10 protein-coding genes and 2 pseudogenes are annotated in these 17,760 nt (G+C 62.0%); 3 read left to right on the forward strand and 9 right to left on the reverse strand.

All coding sequences use genetic code 11. From position 1 onward, the window contains the following. Window positions 1–18 precede the first annotated feature (18 nt). Together LB551_RS24335 and LB551_RS24340 are read right to left on the reverse strand one after the other, a co-directional pair. The gene (locus LB551_RS24335; protein ID WP_224660674.1) at window positions 19–1,407 is read right to left on the reverse strand and encodes a M20/M25/M40 family metallo-hydrolase; all 1,389 of its coding nucleotides are present in this window, start codon (window positions 1,405–1,407) and stop codon (window positions 19–21) included. A gap of 44 nt (window positions 1,408–1,451) precedes the next feature. Next, on the reverse strand, window positions 1,452–2,663 hold the full coding sequence (locus LB551_RS24340; RefSeq protein ID WP_224660675.1) for a trans-sulfuration enzyme family protein: 1,212 nt from the start codon (window positions 2,661–2,663) through the stop codon (window positions 1,452–1,454). Window positions 2,664–2,773: 110 nt separating this feature from the next. Here LB551_RS24340 and LB551_RS24345 point away from each other — a divergent pair, with 110 nt between their 5' ends. Next, complete coding sequence (locus tag LB551_RS24345; RefSeq protein ID WP_224660676.1) at window positions 2,774–3,649, forward strand: LysR substrate-binding domain-containing protein; 876 nt, start codon at window positions 2,774–2,776, stop codon at window positions 3,647–3,649. Between the two features lie 106 nt (window positions 3,650–3,755). Here LB551_RS24345 and LB551_RS24350 read toward each other — a convergent pair whose 3' ends face one another. From LB551_RS24350 to LB551_RS24370, 6 genes and pseudogenes are all read right to left on the reverse strand, one after another. Beyond that, the gene (locus LB551_RS24350; RefSeq protein WP_224660677.1) at window positions 3,756–4,532 is read right to left on the reverse strand and encodes an amino acid ABC transporter ATP-binding protein; all 777 of its coding nucleotides are present in this window, start codon (window positions 4,530–4,532) and stop codon (window positions 3,756–3,758) included. 3 nt (window positions 4,533–4,535) lie between these two features. After that, entirely contained in the window at window positions 4,536–5,447 is a 912-nt protein-coding gene (locus LB551_RS24355) for an amino acid ABC transporter permease (protein WP_224660678.1), read from the reverse strand. 4 nt (window positions 5,448–5,451) lie between these two features. Beyond that, window positions 5,452–6,351, reverse strand: coding sequence for an ABC transporter substrate-binding protein (locus tag LB551_RS24360; RefSeq protein WP_224660679.1), 900 nt, complete (start codon window positions 6,349–6,351; stop codon window positions 5,452–5,454). Continuing rightward, a complete protein-coding gene (locus LB551_RS30180) occupies window positions 6,344–6,859 on the reverse strand; it encodes a hypothetical protein (protein ID WP_411970965.1) in 516 nt (171 codons plus the stop codon). Before LB551_RS30180 ends, LB551_RS24360 begins: the two co-directional genes overlap by 8 nt. An 86-nt stretch (window positions 6,860–6,945) precedes the next feature. Next, window positions 6,946–7,092, reverse strand: a pseudogene (locus LB551_RS30185) (SapC family protein); the annotation flags it as partial. A gap of 323 nt (window positions 7,093–7,415) precedes the next feature. Beyond that, window positions 7,416–15,116 (reverse strand): autotransporter-associated beta strand repeat-containing protein, encoded by a 7,701-nt coding sequence (locus tag LB551_RS24370; protein ID WP_224660680.1) that lies wholly within the window; start codon window positions 15,114–15,116, stop codon window positions 7,416–7,418. A gap of 289 nt (window positions 15,117–15,405) precedes the next feature. On the opposite strand from LB551_RS24370, the gene LB551_RS24375 reads away from it, so the two are divergent. Next, window positions 15,406–17,016, forward strand: a complete 1,611-nt coding sequence (locus LB551_RS24375) for a tetratricopeptide repeat protein (RefSeq protein WP_224660681.1) — start codon at window positions 15,406–15,408, stop codon at window positions 17,014–17,016. 187 nt (window positions 17,017–17,203) lie between these two features. Here LB551_RS24375 and LB551_RS24380 read toward each other — a convergent pair. Beyond that, window positions 17,204–17,427: pseudogene (locus tag LB551_RS24380) on the reverse strand (DUF3363 domain-containing protein); the annotation flags it as partial. Window positions 17,428–17,437: 10 nt separating this feature from the next. Here LB551_RS24380 and LB551_RS24385 point away from each other — a divergent pair. Next, window positions 17,438–17,566, forward strand: coding sequence for a DUF3732 domain-containing protein (locus LB551_RS24385; RefSeq protein WP_224660718.1), 129 nt, complete (start codon window positions 17,438–17,440; stop codon window positions 17,564–17,566). The last annotated feature ends 194 nt before the right edge of the window (window positions 17,567–17,760 follow it).

Raw genomic sequence — 17,760 nt, forward strand, 5'->3', positions numbered from 1 at the left:
CGTTGCTCGAGCTTGTCCTCAAGGATTTCCGATCTCTTCAAAGATCCGTACCCAGCTGCGAATTCCTTTGAGAAGACGTCGCGTATCGTAGCGTTCGTCCGGCGCATGGATTGCATCGCCCGGTAAGATGAAACCGATGACGACGCATTCGGCGCCAAGGACCTCACTGAGTTGTTGCACGAGCGGTATCGCGCCGCCTGTTCCTCTCAGAATGGTAGGGCTTTCCCACTCCTGTTCCAGTCCGCGCGCGGCAGCCGCGAGAAACGGACTGTCCTGCGAAAGCACCACCGCCGAGCTGCCGCCGGCGCCGACGAATTCCACCGTGCATCCCTTCGGAAGTTTTGATTTGACATAAGCCCTGAATCCAGCGCGGACCTTGTCCGGCTCTTGTCCTCGGACAAGCCGGAAAGAAAGACGGGCCGTAGCGCTCCCTGGCAAAACTGACCGTTCGCCCGGCCCCTGATTTCCACCTGTGATCCCATTGATATCGACGGTCGGGCGCCCCCACATCGCTTCCAGCGCGGAATATCCTTCCTCTGTTACGCCACCGCTCAGGTTGACCTCTTCGAAGTGGGCTGTGTCCCGCTCCAACTCCCGCCATCGCAGGCGCAGCCTATTCGGGATCTCGGACACGTCGTCATAGAAACCGTCGATGTTCACTCGCCCGGCTTCGTCATGAATGCCTGCCAGAATGTCGCTCAGTATGCGGATGGGATTTGCGGCTACCGCACCGTAGTGCCCTGAATGGAGATCGGGATTGGGAGCAAAGATCGTCACTCGTTCATGGACAAGCCCCTTGAGTTGGGTCGTGATTGCCGGCTGTGTTGGTGACCACATCTCGGCATCGCAAATGAACGCAACGTCGCATCGAAGGTCATTTCGATGGGCGTCGATGAATTCGGGCAGGCTCGGCGAGCCTGACTCCTCCTCTCCTTCCAGCATCACGACGATATCAGCTGGAAAATCGCCTTTGGCGGTCTTCCATGCGCGCAGCGCCTCTATAAAGGTCCAAAGCTGGCTTTTGCTGTCGGACGCACCACGACCGTAGAAGCGATGGACGCCGTTCTCCTCGATCACGCGCGGCTCGAAGGGAGGATGCTTCCACTGATTTACGTCGCCAGTCGGCTGCACGTCGTAGTGTCCATAGAACAGCAGCCGCGGACGCTTGAAGTGCGAGGTCTGGGGAGATTGGGCGAGAACGACTGGGTGCCCCTTCGTTTCGATGATCTCCGCAGACAGCCCGACGGACGACAGCTCCGCCTGGAGCCACTCGGCCGCCCGGGCAATGCCCGGTCCCCCCGAAGCTTCGCCTGAAATCGATGGGATGGCGACCAATTCCAGAAGCTTGCGCACCGAAAAGTCGAAATTGTCGTCGATGGCACGGAGCGCGCTATCCAAATTCGGCATTCTGGTCCTCTTGATGATTGGTTGGCAGGGGCTGTCCTAAACCGTCAGCTACTGCGAGCAGTCTTGAAGGGTGCCTCGGACCTTTTGTTTTCCTGGGCCTCGATGCTTGTCAGGAGACGCTCGATATCGGCCCATAGTTCGTGCTCGTCCTCGAGCCCGATGCTCAGACGGAGAATGACATCCGGACCCGGCCAGCGGGTCGCAGTTCGAAAGGCATCGATGGACATGGGCGCGGCAAGGCTCCGGGTTCCGCCCCAGGATGCGCCGATGGCGAAGATCTTCAGGGTATCGAGCGCGGCGGCCAGATGCTGCGACGCGCTGTTCTTGAAGAGGATACTGAAGACCCCGCTCGAACCGAGGAAGTCGCGTTTCCAGATCGCGTGCCCGGAAAAGCTTTCGAGCGCCGGATGCAACACGCGCTCTACAAGCGGATGGTCCGCAAGCTTGCGGGCGAAGTCGAGAGCAACCCTTTCGGAGTGACGCAAACGCACACCGAGGGTTTCGAAGCCGCGTAGCACAAGCGAGGCATCATCCGGCGAGACGCCGATGCCCATCCGCCCGATCAGGGAGCGGATAGGTTTGATGAGTGCGCCATCCCCGACCGTGATGGAGCCCATCAGCACATCGGAATGGCCCGAAACGAATTTGGTGAGTGCCTCCGTGACAATATCCGCGCCGTGTTCGAGCGGCTTGAAGTTAAGCGGCGTCGCCCATGTGTTGTCGAAGCCGACCAGCGCTTCCCCTTGGTGAGCGATCGCCGCCAGCTTCGGCAGGTCGAGGATTTCCATCGTCGTAGAGCCAGGGCTTTCACACCAGACGATCCGCGTCATGGTCCGCATCTTCGATGCAACGTCCTCCGGTGAAAGCGGATCGAAGAATTCCACATCCACGCCCAAACGGCGCAGGTCGGATTCCGCGAGATCCCGCATCGGCGGATAGGCCGTGTCGGCGATCAGGATATGGTCACCCGCGTCCAGGAAAGGCATGACGGCAAGCGCATTCGCCGCCTGTCCGGACGGGGTGAGAAAGGTCCACATGCCGGATTCGAGGCTGGTTATCTTGGCTTCCAGAGTGCGTGTCGTCGGGGTGCCGTAAAGGCCGTAGGAATAGCCTTCGTGACCGCGTTCGCCGCGCGAGGCATAAGCAGCGGCATCCTTGAACACTATCGTCGAAGCCCTGTGAACGCCAACGCCGAGAGGTGCAAATCCCTCGGTCGGTACTTCAGGCGTGAGAACGCATTGGGTGAGATCATTCATCACACGGCCTTTCCAAGCAACAGCGACCGCCTCGGCGATTTCAATCGAAAAACATGTACTGTTGCGGTATTTCTATTCCGCAAAGTTATTGATTTTGAGGGAGAGCCGGCATGAACCTTCGGCAGGTCGAAGTTTTCCGGATCGTTATGACCAACGGCACCACGGCGCGCGCGGCTGAGGTTTTGCACGTATCCCAGCCCGCGGTCAGCAAAATGATACAGGAACTTGAACGCTCGCTTGGTTTCGCTCTTTTTCAGCGGATCAAAGGCAGACTCCACCCTACGCCCGAGGGACAGCTTTTCTTCCGCGAAGTCGAACAGGCCTTTATCGGCTTGAGCCATCTCAGGGGGGCGGCTGCCCGCATTCGAGATTATGGTTCTGGTGAACTGAGGATCGCCTGTCTTTCGGCCCTGTCGACCAATGTCCTCCCCCGCGCCCTTCATGCGTTCATGGCTCGCAATCCGAATATCGCTGTGACTTTTCAGGCGCGCATGTCGTCCAACGTGCGCGATCTGGTAGCTTCCGGTCAGTTCGATCTCGGGATCGTCGCCGACGAGATCGATCGTACGGGCGTTGAGACGAATGAGTTTGCGCAGTTTCGCGTCACTGTGGCGGTGCCCCAAGGACATCCGCTCGAGGCCTTGGACGTCATTCGCCCAATGGATTTTGCGGGGTATCCCTTTATCGCTCTCGCTCGGGAAGATACGACGCGACGCGACGCCGAGCACGTTTTCAATGAAGCTGGCGTCGCGATCCGAACGGTAATGGAAACGCCTTATTCGACAACGATCTGCGCGATGGTGGCCGCCGGCATCGGGGTTGGCCTTGTCGATCCTTTGACGGCCGAACCTTACGAGGGGCGCGGGCTGACGTTGCGGCCGTTCGAGCCTCCACTTTACTTCCGGACCCTCCTGATCAGGCCGCCAAATCGCCTTCCCTCTCGAATCCTTGCGGAGTTCCTCGACGATCTGCGGGCGGCGATCTGAGATAGCCGAATGCACCTGTGTATCAGGTTGCTTCCGGATCAGTTGAGAAGCGGCATGAAGCCCCATCTCGTCAGCATTTCTGGTTTCAGTGATAGCTACGCCCATCTCATAGCACCTTCGACAGGAAGGCGATCGTCCGCGGGTTTTTCGGATTGGCGAGCAACGTCTTTGGGTGACCTTCCTCGACGATCTGTCCCTGGTCCATGAAGACCAGGTGATTGCCAACCTCGCGTGCAAATCCGATCTCGTGCGTCACCACGACCATGGTGATGCCGCTTCGCGCCAGATCCTTTATGACGTCGAGGACCTCGCCTACGAGCTCGGGATCGAGCGCCGAGGTTGGCTCGTCGAAGAGCATCACCTCCGGCTCCATTGCCAAAGCGCGCGCTATCGCGACCCGCTGCTGCTGCCCGCCGGACAGGTGGGCGGGATATCGGCTTCCGAGCCCATCCAGCCCGACCCGTTTTAGGAGTTCAATCGCCTTGGCTTTCGCGCGCGCTCGCGCCCAACCTTTTACGTGAAGAGGTCCCTCCATCACGTTTTCCAGAGCGGTCATGTGCGGAAACAGGTTGAAGCGTTGGAACACCATGCCGGTCGAGCGCCGCTGTGCAGCGACCCGGCCCGGCGACAAGGGGTGGAAGCGGCCTTTCCGCTCCACGAATCCCTGTAACTCACCCTTAACGAACACGCGTCCCGTTGAGATGCCCTCCAATTGGTTGATGCAGCGGAGAAGCGTCGATTTGCCGGAACCTGAGGGGCCGATGGCAACGCAGACCTCGCCGCGCCTCACCTGCAGATCGACGCCTTTGAGGGCGTGGACGGTGCCGTAGAATTTGTGGATGTTCCGCATTTCCACGCAGAAATCGGAGATGCTTGCCTCCATGGGTCACTCCACTCGCGCCGGGTGGGCCGATACGCCCTTACCGAAGTGCCGTTCGAGGAAATACTGGCCGACCATCAGCAGGCTTGTGATAACGAGGTACCAGGTGCCGGCGACCATCAGCAGCGGAATCGGCAGATAGAGCCGGTTGGCGATCGCGTTGGTCGCAAACGTAAGGTCCAGCGTAAACGGTACCGCGAGAACCAGGGACGTCATCTTCAGCATGCCGATCGTTTCATTGCCGGTCGGAGGAATGATCACTCGCATTGCCTGCGGCATGAGTATCCGCCACCAAATCTTTGCTGGCCGCATGCCAAGCGCCTGCGCTGCCTCGGCTTGCCCGCGGTCGATCGAGTTGAAACCGGCTCGGAATATCTCTGTCAGGTAAGCGGATTCATTGAATCCGAGCCCGCATATCGCAGCGAGAGCGGGGGTCACGATATATTTCGTCTCCACGCTCACGATCTCGGGACCGAAAGGGAGCGCGATGCTTAGGCTGGGAAACAATACGGCGAAAAGGCCCCAGAAAAGCAACTGCGTGTAGACGGGCGTTCCGCGGAAGAACCATATCCACGCATAGGCCAGTCCGCGGAGGATTGGATTGTCGCCGTCACGCATGATCACGAGAAGCGCCGCGATGACGATCGCCGTCGCCATCGCGACCACAGTGAGGAGCAGGGTCCAGCCGACGCCCCTCACCACCTGCGGATGAAGCAGATAGGTCAGATAGATATCCCAGTGAAAATTGGTGTTTCCTGCGACGGCGATCGCAATCTGAACAGAGATTATCGAGATGATCGCAACCGCGACCCAGCGCCCTGGATGCCGACGCGGAACCACGAGGTTTCGCGCGATCTCCGATGGATTTTGTATGGGAGCCGGCCGCAGGCCGGCTCTGGTATCTGGTTCGAAATCCATGATTTCAGTCGTTAACCTGAGGATTTACCACGGCTTTATCGACAATGGCGGAACCGATACCCCAAGTATCCAGAATAGCCTTGTACGTACCATCGTTGATGAGAGAATTGATGGTATCCGCGATGAGCTCCGTCAATTTCTCATCGGATTTGGCTACTGCGATGCCGTTGTTCCCGATCTGAGCCATTGCGGGGGTTGCTTCCATTGTCTCCAACTGGCCGTTGGAGTTCTTCGCCGCATAGCCAATTGTGGCCGGTCCGGAAAACGTTGCATCCGCACCACCGGCCGCAACACGGGTCAACGCCTCGGTCTGGACCTTGAAAGGAATGAGTTCTATCTCTTTCTTTCCAGACGAAGTGCACTTCTGACTTTCTTCCACGACCTCTTTTTCGTGGGACGTGCCGGACATGATCGCAATCTTGGTCCCACATAGATTGGCTGGATCAAAGTTCGTGGGATTACCTGCCTTTACGGCCCATAGATTGCCCGATTGAGTGTAGCTGACAAAGTTAACCGCCTTCATGCGCTCCTTGGTGATCGAGAGTGCGGAAATGCCGAGGTCGAACTTCGTTCCGAGCGCGGGCAGGATGGCGTCGAAAGCCGAGGTCTGGAAATCGATCTTGACCCCGAGTTTCTTACCGATCGCATCGGCGATGTCGACGTCGATGCCGACTGGCGTCTGGCCATCAGTCTCGCTCAAAAATTCCCATGGCGCATAGGCCGTGTCGGACCCGATCGTCAGCACGCCTGCTGACTTGATCTTTGCCGGGAGGCGATCCGCAAGAGCTTGATCGACCTTGACGCCCGAGGTGTCGAAGCTCTGCGCGTATGCTGAGCAGGTTACCATTGTTGCGATGGAGGCTGCGGCGGCTAGCATCCGCAGCTTGGTGCTCATATCAGACATGATGTTCCCCATTTTGTATTTGCTGTTGACAGATCGCGTAAGCTTGAAAGGGTTCTGGCAACTCGTCCGTCGAATGCATCATGGGAACGTCACACAAGTACGTCCAATAGTAAGATTGAGGCGTTCTATTCGCTGCGGTTATCGACTGCCGTTTCAAACGGTCCAAGAATGTGCGCCCCTGTCGCAACCCAACCGCGAACTCCAGGAAACCGCGAGCGGGTTGAGAAAGCGTAGCCTCGCCGAGATGGGCGACTACAACCTCCTGCATGGGCTCGGTGCTCGATAGTGGCAGCCACATCAACGGTGCGCCGTCGCAAGTCACATTTTGCTTAGTCTGGTGCCGCGAGCCGTCCGGAAGCCGGAAGTCCACATGGTACGGTGTCAGCACCTTCGCGGCGATCTGCGCCTGGCCAAAGGCCACCGTGTTCTTTGAATCGGCGAAGTAGGCCTGGCAGAAGGCCATCGCCGATTGTGCGGTCGCAGTCGGACCACCGGCCTCGTCGAACAGTCGCTCCTCGTCGCGCTAGTTCGCGGCCGATGGGACGAAGCGATCCGATGCGCGATCGATGCTGACGTCTCGGTGCCGATGAAGGGATCGCGGCGCACATAGGCCGGGATGTAGGTGTTCTCGCGCCACGAGCTATCGCGCTCGATGAACAGATTGAGCTCCCGCTTTATCGCGACGAGTGCGATCGGCGAGGCGTTGTCGTCGACGGCGAAGGCGATCGGGTAGTGCCGCATGGCATGGCGAATTCGCCGATGCAGAGCGGAATGGCGACCGCCTCGCGCGCAAACCCGAAGCCCGGCACTGGCGCAAGCCCAGGATCGCGATGGTCCTCGAAACGCAGGAGAACGGGGTCCTTGTAGAATAGCGGGAGGAGCGATTTTGTCGGATTTTCTCGTGTGTTTTTGGTTATCGTCAACTCAGGTTCCAGTCCGGCGAGGAGCGCCGTGATCGTTCAGCCCATGTTGCTCTTGCATTGCCGCTTTCATGATGTTCGCGTTTCGCATCGAGCGCTTCGCAGCGGATCAGCTCTGACTATGCTCGTTCACGCCGCTCGCCATCAGAATTTGACGTTGAAGTTGAAGCGGGCCGACTGGTCGGACATTCCCGAGCCGAACTGGCCGCCATAGGAGACGCCGAGGGTGGCGCTGGACGTAATCGCGTAATCGAGACCGGCTTCGATCACCGCGGCATCCCGGGCGATCGGAGCCCCGCCGACGGCGAAGGCATTGCTGCCGCCGCCCACAAAGCGCACGGTCGAGGTCGGCGCCATGTCACCGAAAGCATGACGCCAGCCGACCATGCCCTTCGCATTGAGCGCGGTCCCGCCGATGTCGAAGGTCGTCGAGGCACGAAGGCCGAACGTCGCGAAGGTCGCGTCGGTGTTGGCCGAGGCGCCGGTCAGCGCCGCTGCGCCGCCCTGCTCGGTGAAACCATCGGTATGGAAGTTCACGTAGGCAAGGTTGGTAAAAGGCTCGACTCGGGCGCTACCCGCGCTGAATCCATAGGCGAGTTCGCCGAACATCTGTGCTGTTGCTGTGTTGTAGCCGCCCTTCAGGCTTCCGTCGAAGCCGGGAAACGCCACGCTCCGGTTGGTCGAGACGTCGTGCCAGGTGTAGGCAGCACCCGTCCGGAACGCGAGATCACCCCAGGCCGTGCCGCCGTAGAGTCCGACATAGTAGTTGTCGCTTGAACCAGAGGAGCGGCGATCCTTCACGTCGAAGGACGTTTGGCTGTAACCGGCGACGGCGCCGAAGCGCCAGGTGTCGAACACCGGCGCATCGGCGCCGATGAAGAAGCCGCCGGTCTTGCGGCCGAGACGGGCGGCGTTGCCGTCACTACTCGTATGGCCCCACGAGCCGAACGCCTGGCCCCAGACCGCGAAACGGTCGGTATTCGCCTTCACCGTCACAGGCTTTCCGCCCTCATAGGTCGAGACCGTACCCGACGCGCCGACGGCATCGAAAGCGGCGCGAATGCGATCATTGATGGCACTGCGGACGAAGCGGCTGTCCTCGATCAGCGCGGTCTTGGTTGATGAGTGGATCTCGCCTGAGAGCTGATTGAAAGCATATTGCGCCTGTGGAGCGGACAGGTTCAACACCGCACTGTAGACCCGATTGCCGAAGCCCAGACTTTCGACGCCGCCGCCAGTGGCGATCTGGTTCGCCGTAATGCCGATTGCGGCGAAATCGATAGCGTTGCGGGTCATCGTCAGAGTAACGTCGCTAGCGTCATAGCCGAGCGTCGGCGTGAGGAAGGCCAGATTGGAGCTGACGCTATCGAACGTCCCCGTCCTGCCGCCATTGGTCGTCGTGCTGAGGATGATGTAGGTGGTGCTGGGCGCATAATGGCCCGAACCCGCCAGCACATTGACCGAGCCGCCATTGATCGCGATCGATCCCGTGGCGTTGATGCGACTAGCCTGACCGGCGGTGTTGACGGTGACCTGATAGATCGAGCCTGCATCGAAGGTGACGTTGCCGGCCGCGCTCATCGTGCCGATGCCGCCTGCCACGCCCGGGGCGACGGTCGCGCCGCTGGCGATCGTCAGGCCGCCGACCGAACCACTACCCGTGAACAGGCCGCCCGAGACCGCGGCGGCGCCGGTGATGGTGCCGTTGTTGGCCGTCGTTCCCGCGGTCTGAATCAGGCTGCCATTGATCGTCCCCTCATTGTTGACGATACCCGACGTGTTGAAGTTGCCGCTCCATATTCCGCCGGCCGTATTGTTGATCGTGCCGGAATTGGAGGCCACAGTGGCATTGTAGGTGCCGTTGTTGGTGACGAGCCCGGCATTGTCGAGAGCGTCTGTCAAGGTGCCGTTGTTCGTAATGACGCCGCCGGCACGGTTGAGAATGCCGCCGGGCGCCGTCAGCGAGCCGCCCGCAGCGACCGTGACGGCGCCACTGTTGGTCAGCAGCCCCGCGAGGGTGTAGTCGCCAGTCGCGGACACCGTGAGGGTCGCGCCATTGGCGTTGTTGAAAGTGCTGTCGCCGGTCAGCGTGCCGCCAACAGTGAAGATGCCGCCGGCATTGTTGGCGATCGCGCCATTCAGCGCACCGCCATTGGCGTTCACGGTGCCGTAGTTGATCACGTCGCTCGAGACGCCACCCCCCGTCTGGGTGAAGATCGCGCCGGCATTGTTGGTCACGCTGCCGGCCACCGTGCCGGCGTTCCGGAACGTGGCGTTGTTGATGACATCGGAGGTGATACCGCCGGTCGCCGTGATCGCCAGCGTGCCACCATTGATGGTCGTCGTGCCGGTGTAGGTGCTCATCGCCGAGAGCGTCAGCGCACCACCGCCGGCTTTGGTCAGGCTCTTGCCGTCCCAGCCGCTGGCGAAGGGACCGGTCTGGTTTGTCAGCGCCACATCGACATTGAAGGCGTCCGTGCTGTTCGTCAGCGTGAAAGTGCCGTTGCCTTGCGCCGCGCCGACGGTCCAGATCAGGCCGAGGCCGATGTTGTAGTCGAGATTGTCAACGCTCCTGCCACCCGTCACCCTCAGGTAGTCGACCGGGTTTGACGAGCCGCCGATGGTGATGTTTGCGAAGTCGCCGGAAATGCCGTTCGTCGTCGCGAGGACCGTGAACTGCGTGCCCGCCAGTGCGCTGGCAGACGAAGGCGCCGTGAGGCCGGCAATTTTCAGGGTTCCGCTCAGCGACGCGGAGTCCGCCGTGATGGTCGGCTCGTTCGCGCCCAGGGTGACGTTCAGTGTCGAGCCGGTGTCCTGCGTGAAGGCTCCGGTCACGGCGAGTTGTGCGGCTCCGCCGATGGCCGTGACCGCACCGCTCTGTGTCGTGTAGCTTGCGGCGCTGAACGTGCCGGTCTGACCGAGCGCCAGCGTGCCATTGCCGATCGTGACCATGCCCACCGAACTACCCGCGCCGGTCAGCGTGGTCGTGCCGCTGCCGATCTGATTGAGCGCGCCGTTACCCGACATTGCGCCGGCGAAGGTGAACGCATCGGAGCGGTTGAAGGCCAGCGTGCCGTTGTTGGCGACATGGCCCGTGATGCTGCCGGTCGCGCCCCCCTCGCCGATTTGCAGCGTGCCGCCCGAAATCGTCGTGCCCCCGCTATAGCTGTTGGCGCCAGTCAGGATCGTCGTGCCCTGGCCGATCTGCTGGACAGCGCCGCTGCCGGAGATATCGCCGCCAAATGTCACCACGTCAGAGCGGTTCAAGGCGAGCACGCCGTCGTTGGAGACATTGCCGGTGATCGAGCCGATTACACCGCCATCGCCGAGTTGCAGCGTTCTGCCCGAAATCGTCGTGCCGCCCGCGTAGGTATTGCTGCCGGCGAGGATCGTTGTGCCGCTGCCGATCTGCTGGACAGCGCCGGTGCCGGAGATGTCGCCGGCGAAGGTCACCGCATCGGAGCGGTTAAAGGCGAGGACGCCGTTGTTGACGACGTTGCCGAGGATCGAGCCGGTTACACCGCCATTGCCGATTTGCAGGGTGCCTCTCGCGATCGTCGTGCCGCCGCTATACGTATTGTCGCCGGTCAGGATGGTCGTGCCCCCACTGATCTGCCGCACCGCGCCGCTGCCCGAGATCACGCCGCCAAAGGAGGCAACATCACCGCGATTGAAGGCGAGCACGCCGTCGTTGACGACGTGGCCGAGGATCGAGCCGGTCGCGCCGCCGTTGCCGAGTTGCAGGGTGCCGCCGGAAATCGTCGTGCCGCCAGTATAGGTGTTGTCCCCCGTCAGGATCAGAGTGCCGGGACCGGCCTTGGTCAGCGCGGTGCCGTTCCATCCGGTGACGGGATTGGCGGCCTGGTCGCTGAGCGTTGCGCCGACGGTGAAGCTGTCGGTCGGATTGGCCAGAGTAAAGCTGCCGTGGGCGAGGTCATTGCCGGCGTTCCAGCTTAAGCCGTAGCTGGCGATATATTGCAAGCTGTCGGTCGACTTGCGGGTGGAGACCGTGAGGTAGTCCACCGTGCCGCCGAAGCCGCCCACGGACACACTGGCGAAGTCGCCGCTGATGCCCGACGTGGTGTCGATCAGCACCTTGTCGAGTTGGCTCGCATCGCCGATACCGCTGATGTTCAAGGCCACATTGTTGCCAATCGTGACACTGTTCGCCGACAGCACCGGGCTGTTGGCGCCAGCGGTGATGGACAACGCGGTGTTGGCGCCGAAGGTCACGGTCTGGGCGACGCTTACCGTCGCCGGCGTTTGGATCGCCAGCGTGCCGCCGGCCACGATGAGGTTGCCGCCGAGCGTATTACTGCGGCCCGCGCTGCCGTCGCCGAACTGCAACCGGCCATCGGTGACCAGGGTGTCGCCAGAATAGCTGTTGGTGCCCGTCAGGATCGTGGTGCCCAAGCCGATCTGCTGCGCCGCGCCGCTGCCCGAGATGTCGCCGGCGAGTGTCAGCGTCCCGGTTCGGTTGAACGCGAGCACGCCGTCGTTGATGACGTTGCCGATGATCGAGCCGGCGCCGCCGGCGTTGCCGAGTTGCAGCGTACCGCCCGCGATCGTGGTGCCGCCGCTGAAGGTGTTCTCGCTGGTCAGGATCGTCATGCCCGCGCCGATCTGCCGGACAGCGCCGCTGCCCGAGATGACGCCGGAGAAAGTCACTACGTCGCTGCGGTTGAAGGCCAGCGTGCTGTTGTTGGTCACGTCGCCCGTGATGCTGCCAGTCGCGCCACCGTCGCCGATCTGGAGCGTGCCGCCCAAAATCGTCGTGCCCGCCGAGTATGTGTTGCTGCGGGTAAGGATCGTCGTGCCGTGGCCGATCTGCCGCACGGCGCCGCTGCCGGAGATGTCGCCATAGAAGATCACCGCATTGCTGCGGTTGAAGGCGAGCACGCCGTTGTTGACGACGTCGCCGAAGATCGAGCCCGCCCCGCCGCCATTGCCGAGTTGCAGCACACCGTCCAAAATCGTCGTACCGCCGCTATAGCTGTTGACTCCCGACAGGGTCAGCGTGCCCCCGCCGGTCTTGACCAGCGCGCCGCCGGCGCCTGAAATAACGCCGCTCACCTCGGTCGAAAACCCGTTCGAGCCGACCGTCAGTTCGTTGCCGCCGAGGTTGTAGTCGCCGGCGCCCGCGATCGACCCAGCGCTCAGTTTGCCGTCGCCGTTCGGGCCTAAGCTGCCCGAAAAATCGACCGTGCCGACCAGAACATTGGTGATGGCGGCATTGCCGGCCGTGCTGGTGCCGTAAAAATACAGGCCGCCGTTGTTGGTGATGGCGGCGCCGCCCGCTGTGCCGTTGTCGACGAAGGACAGGACGGCGTTGCTGGTGATGGTGGCGCCGCCCGCCGTGCTGCTGCCGTAGAAGGACAGGCCGTCATTGTTGGTGATGGTGGCGTTGCCGGCTGTGCTGCTGTCGCTGAAAACCATGGAGCCGCTGTTGGCGATGGTCGCGTTGCCCGCCGTGCTGCTTCCGTGGAACGACAGGTTGCCGTTGTTGGTGATGGCGGCGCTGCCGGCTGTACTGGCGTTCCAGAAATATAGGTATTGGTTGTTGGTGATGGCGGCGCTGCCGCCCGTGCTGTTGTCGTAGAACGACAGGTAGCCCTCGTTGGCGATGGTGGCGCTGCCCGCGCTGGTGCCGTTGCGGAAATTCGTCGTGCCGGTGTTCGTGATGCTGGTGATGCCGCTGGTATTGGCGTTGACGACATCGAACGTGCCGCTATAGCCCGCCACGTTGACAGCACCCAGGATCGCGCCGGCCATGCTTGAATCGCCGAGTTGCAACGTGCCGGCGTTGATCGTCGTGCCGCCGGTGTAGCTGTGTGCGCCCGTCAGAACCGTCGTGTCGGGGCCGCCCTTGGACAAGGACGCCGTACCGGCCAGCGTCGTGCCAATCGCGCCGGGGCCCCAGAGGTAAATGCCGCCCGCGGCCTCGATCGTGCCCGCGCCGGTGGCGGTGCCGCCATAGAAGTTGAGGAACTGCACGCTGAGCTTGTGGCCCGCGGCGATATTCAACGTCGCCCCGGCGGCATTGGTGAAACTGTTCACCCAGGACATGTCGCCGCCGGTGAGCGAGACGCTGCCGCCGCTCTGATTGTTGAAATAGCTCAACCCCATCCAGACGTCGCCGCCGATGACATTGATCTGGCCGCTGTTGTAGACGCTACCCGCTGGCGACAATTGCGCCGTGCCACCGGGGCCTTCGAAGGTGATGACGCCGCCGGCATTGTTGTTGATGTCGCCATTGCTCCTGACGATGCCGTCGGTGCCGACATTGATGGTGGCGTCGTTGTTCAGCACGCTGCCAGTGTCGTAGAGGGCGGCGCGCGCGCCCAGATTGATCCGGCCCGCGCCAGTATTGGAAATCGACCCGGCGAGCAGGTTGTCATCGCCAACGTTGACGATGCCGCCCGCATTGGTCAGGCTGGTGATGCCGCTGGTGTCGGCGTTGACGACATCGAACCTGCCGCCGGATCCCAGCGTGAGTGCGCCGATGATCGCGCCGGTCGCGCCGCCGTTGCCGAGTTGCAGAATGCCGCCGGAAATCGTGGTACCGCCGCTATAGCTGTTGGTTCCCGACAGGGTCAGCGTGCCCGTGCCGATCTTGGCCAGCGATCCACCCGCGCCTGAAATGACGCCGCTCACCTCGGTCGAAAGCCCGTTCGAGCCGACCGTCAGTCGGTTGGCGCCGAGGACATAGCTGCCGGGCCCCGCAATCGAGCCCGCGCTTAGTTTGTGGTCGCCGTTCGGGCCGGTGCTGTACGAAAAATCGACCGTGCCGCCCGAATTGTTGGTGACGGCGGCGTCGCCCGCCGTGCTGGCGTCCCAGAAAGTCAGCTCGTAGTTGTTGGTGATGGCGGCATTGCTGGCCGTGCTAGTGTCGTAGAAATACAGACCGGCGTTGTTGGTGATGGCGGCACCGCCCGCCCTACTGTTCTCGAAGAAAGACAGGCCGGCGTTGTTGGTGATGGTGGCGCCGCCCGCCGTGCTGGTGCCACGGAAAGACAGACTGCTGGTGTTGGTGATGGTGGCATCGCCGGCCGTGCTGTTGTCGAAGAAATACAGATAGCCATAGCTGGCGTTGGTGATGGCGGCATTGCCCGCCGTGCTGGTGTTGTTGAAAGAAAGATAATTGTCGTTGGTGATGGCGGCGTTGCCCGCCGTGCTGGCGTCGTAGAAGTACAGGTTGCCGTTGTTGGTGATGGCGGCGCTGCCCGCCGTGCTGTTGTTGTAGAAATACAGGTTGCCGTTGTTGGTGATAACGGCGCTGCCCGCCGTGCTGGCGTTGTTGAAATCCAGAGTGGAGGTGTTGGTGATGGTGGCGCCGCCGGCCGTGCTGTTGTCGTAGAAAGCCAGGTAGCCGCTGTTGGTGATAGCGGCGCTGCCGGCGCTGCTGTTGCTGTAGAAGTATAGGCCCCCGTTGTTGGTGATGGCGACGCGGCCACCGTTGGCAACGATGCCGGCGCCGTTGAAGGCGAGGGCACTGCCGTTGATGAAATCGTAATCCGGGCCACCCGCATTGAACGTCCAGCCGTCTATTGTGGTATTTGAGGAAAACGACAGGCTGGTGACGGACGAAGCGCCGAACGTGGCCGTGGTGGTCGGCGCGGCGCCGGAACTCCAGTTGGCGTCGTTATTGTAATTGCCGTCGGCCGGACTGGCGAGCCAGGTCGCGTCCTGCGCCCGGGCCGGAGCCGAATAGGCCGTGGCTGTCAGCGCCGTCGAAACCAGCAATGAGGCGCGCAACAGGCGGCCCGATGACGTTGCGCGGTTCCAAACGACGCCGCGCGATGAAGCAGCGCCGCGGTCGGAGGTCGAAACTGTTCTTGAACCCATGTTTCCCCGGCTCCAACAGAGACGCGCGGCCGCCGGATGCCGGATTTCGATTCACCCCCGCCTACGTCATTCCTGTCCGTTTCTGTCATCGCGCGCCGGGGAAGTCCTGAATCGGCCACCGCCATGTTCTGAAGCTTTCCGACATTTTCTGAATGGACCGCTCTGGTTCTGAATGGACCGCATCTGGCCGCGTTTTATGGTAATTGGAGACATTTTTAGCGGCTGTTTGCCGTTGCGGGGGTAGTACGGCGTGTTGCAATTTTTAGGATTTGAACTGGATCGGAAACGCGTGGAACTGCGCGGGCCGGACGGCGCCGTCATCAAGGTCCGGCTGAGAAGCCTCGAAATGTTGAAGTTTTTCGCCTGCAATGCGGGGCGAGTTCTCAGCAAGCAAGAACTGATGGAGGCGGTTTGGCCCGGCGTCCATGTCGCCGAAGATAGCCTGTTCCAGTCCATTCGCGAGCTTCGCACCGCGCTGGGCGACGAGCAGCGGCAGATCATCAAACTGATGTCCGGCCGCGGTTACCTGTTCGTGGCTGAGGTGTCGGACACGATGGACAGGGACGCGCCGGAACAGCCGGCCCCGCCGTTCGTCCCCGAGACAAACAACGAATCGGCGCCGGGCCGGCACCGTTTTGGCATGCGGCGCCGCGCCGCACTCCTGGCCATGGCGGGACTGGGCGTATCGGCCTTGACGGCGGCGCTCTGGCTGCCCCATCTCCTGATGGGGTCACCCATGACCATCGCCGTGATGCCCATGGCGGCGGGCGACAACCCGCGGGCCGCCCGGATGGCGGCTGACGTCACCCGTGACCTCACCGACGGACTCGCGAAAATCGACGCCATCCGTGTGGTGGTTCCTTCCGACGCCGCGAAGGGCGCCGATTACGTCGTCAGCAGCGAACTGGAGAAGGCAGCAACTGCGTGGAATTTGCGTGCGCGCATGACCGAACCGGCAACCGGCGCGGTCAAATGGACAATATCGCTTTCCGTTGATCTGGCCGCCGCCGATGCGCAACGTCAGCAGACCCGCCTGACCGCTGGAATGGGCCACGCGCTGTCGCTGCGCATCAATGCGCTTCAGAATACCGATGAACGCCGGGCCGAAGGCGTGCCGACCGGCCCCGCCAAGGTCGCCATCGAGCAGGCGACGGCCTCGATCGACCAGACGACGCTGGAACGCTTTCGCGCCGCGCAGGTGATCCTGGAAAAAGCCCTTGCCGACGACGCCGACAATGTCGACTTGCAGGTCGCGCTGGCGGCTTTTCAGCTCCGCGGCATTCAGATGGCCTGGTATCCCACCGAAGAGAGAGAGACGGTCGAGACCAGCATCGGGGCGATCATGGCGCGCGCGTTGCGCGCGCAGCCGGACTACATCCCGGTGCTGGAAGCGCATTGCCGGTATCTGTCGACGACAAACCGATTCGTCGAAAGTCTGGTCGCATGCGGCAAGGTGCTCGCCCGCGATCCATGGGATGGGATCGCGTTGTACCTCATCGGGCTGTCCCAGGTTTTCCTCGGCCGCTTCGACGATGCACTCGCCACGTTCAAGCAGGCGGACAGCTTCGATACGCCCCCGGTCGCGCGTTGGACCTGGGCGATCGGGGCAGGTTTCACCTATCTGCTCATGGGCCGCGCCGAAGAAGCCTTGCCCTGGTTGCAACGGTCGATCGCGATCACGTCGGCCAGCGGGCGCACACATCTGCTGTTGGCCGCCGCCTATCAGCAATTGGGCCGCGTCGCCGAAGCCCGGGCGACGATGACCAAGGCCCTTGAGCTGAGGCCCGGCTCGACCACGCTCAATGTGCCGGCGCCGACCAAAAACACCAGCCCGGTATATCTCAAGGCTTCCGAACGGATCGTGAGCCTGATGGCGGCAGCCGGGCTGCCGGAGAAATAGCGCTGCGCAGGAGTGGTAAGGACAACAGTGTGGGCCCGGCCGAAGTCGTCGGACAGTTCTGCCGCCTTATGCGGTAACTTCGAACAGCGACGCGCCGACTTTTGGTCGTCGATGTTCCGGGCTCCCGGGCATTGTACGCTGGCTGGATTCCGCCTTCCACGGCCAGCCGGAAAACACCGAGCTCTCCTTGCGGCCCCAACTGCCGTGAGACTGATCCGCCTTGCACAATCCCGCTCACCCCGCCGCCGAGCTGGCGGTCGATGATCAGCCGCCCCGGGACAAGGATGAATTCGTGGCTCTGCTCGACACGACGAACTTACCGCTCGATAGCTGAACGGTCTCGGTGAACTTGCCGCTGACGGCCTCGCCGACCGTCCCGGCGCAGAACGGCAAGCCCTTGGTCGCGGCCACCGTCCTGCGTATGCCCGATGTTGGATCGGACCAGAATTATCTCGTAATCCACATTGCGCTGGCATTCGCGCTGCAACGCTATTTCGATGAGACGAACGCGCCAGGCGTGTCTGGTTCCGCCGCGCGGGATGATGCTTGAAATCCTCCAACTGCCTGCCGTAAATAATGTTGGTTCCGAGGAGAACGTCCTACGACCTAATGGTTCATACGCGGACCAAAATGCGCCCCCTCGGATGCGCTGGCGTAGACCGTAGCGGCCCAGATGAGCGCAGCCGGAAAAATGCGCTTCGAGCGGCCAAACGGCCCCCCCATCGTAGGAACGAAAATAGAAGA

It is taken from the genome of Mesorhizobium sp. BR1-1-2, assembly GCF_020165435.1.
Classification (GTDB): domain Bacteria; phylum Pseudomonadota; class Alphaproteobacteria; order Rhizobiales; family Rhizobiaceae; genus Mesorhizobium.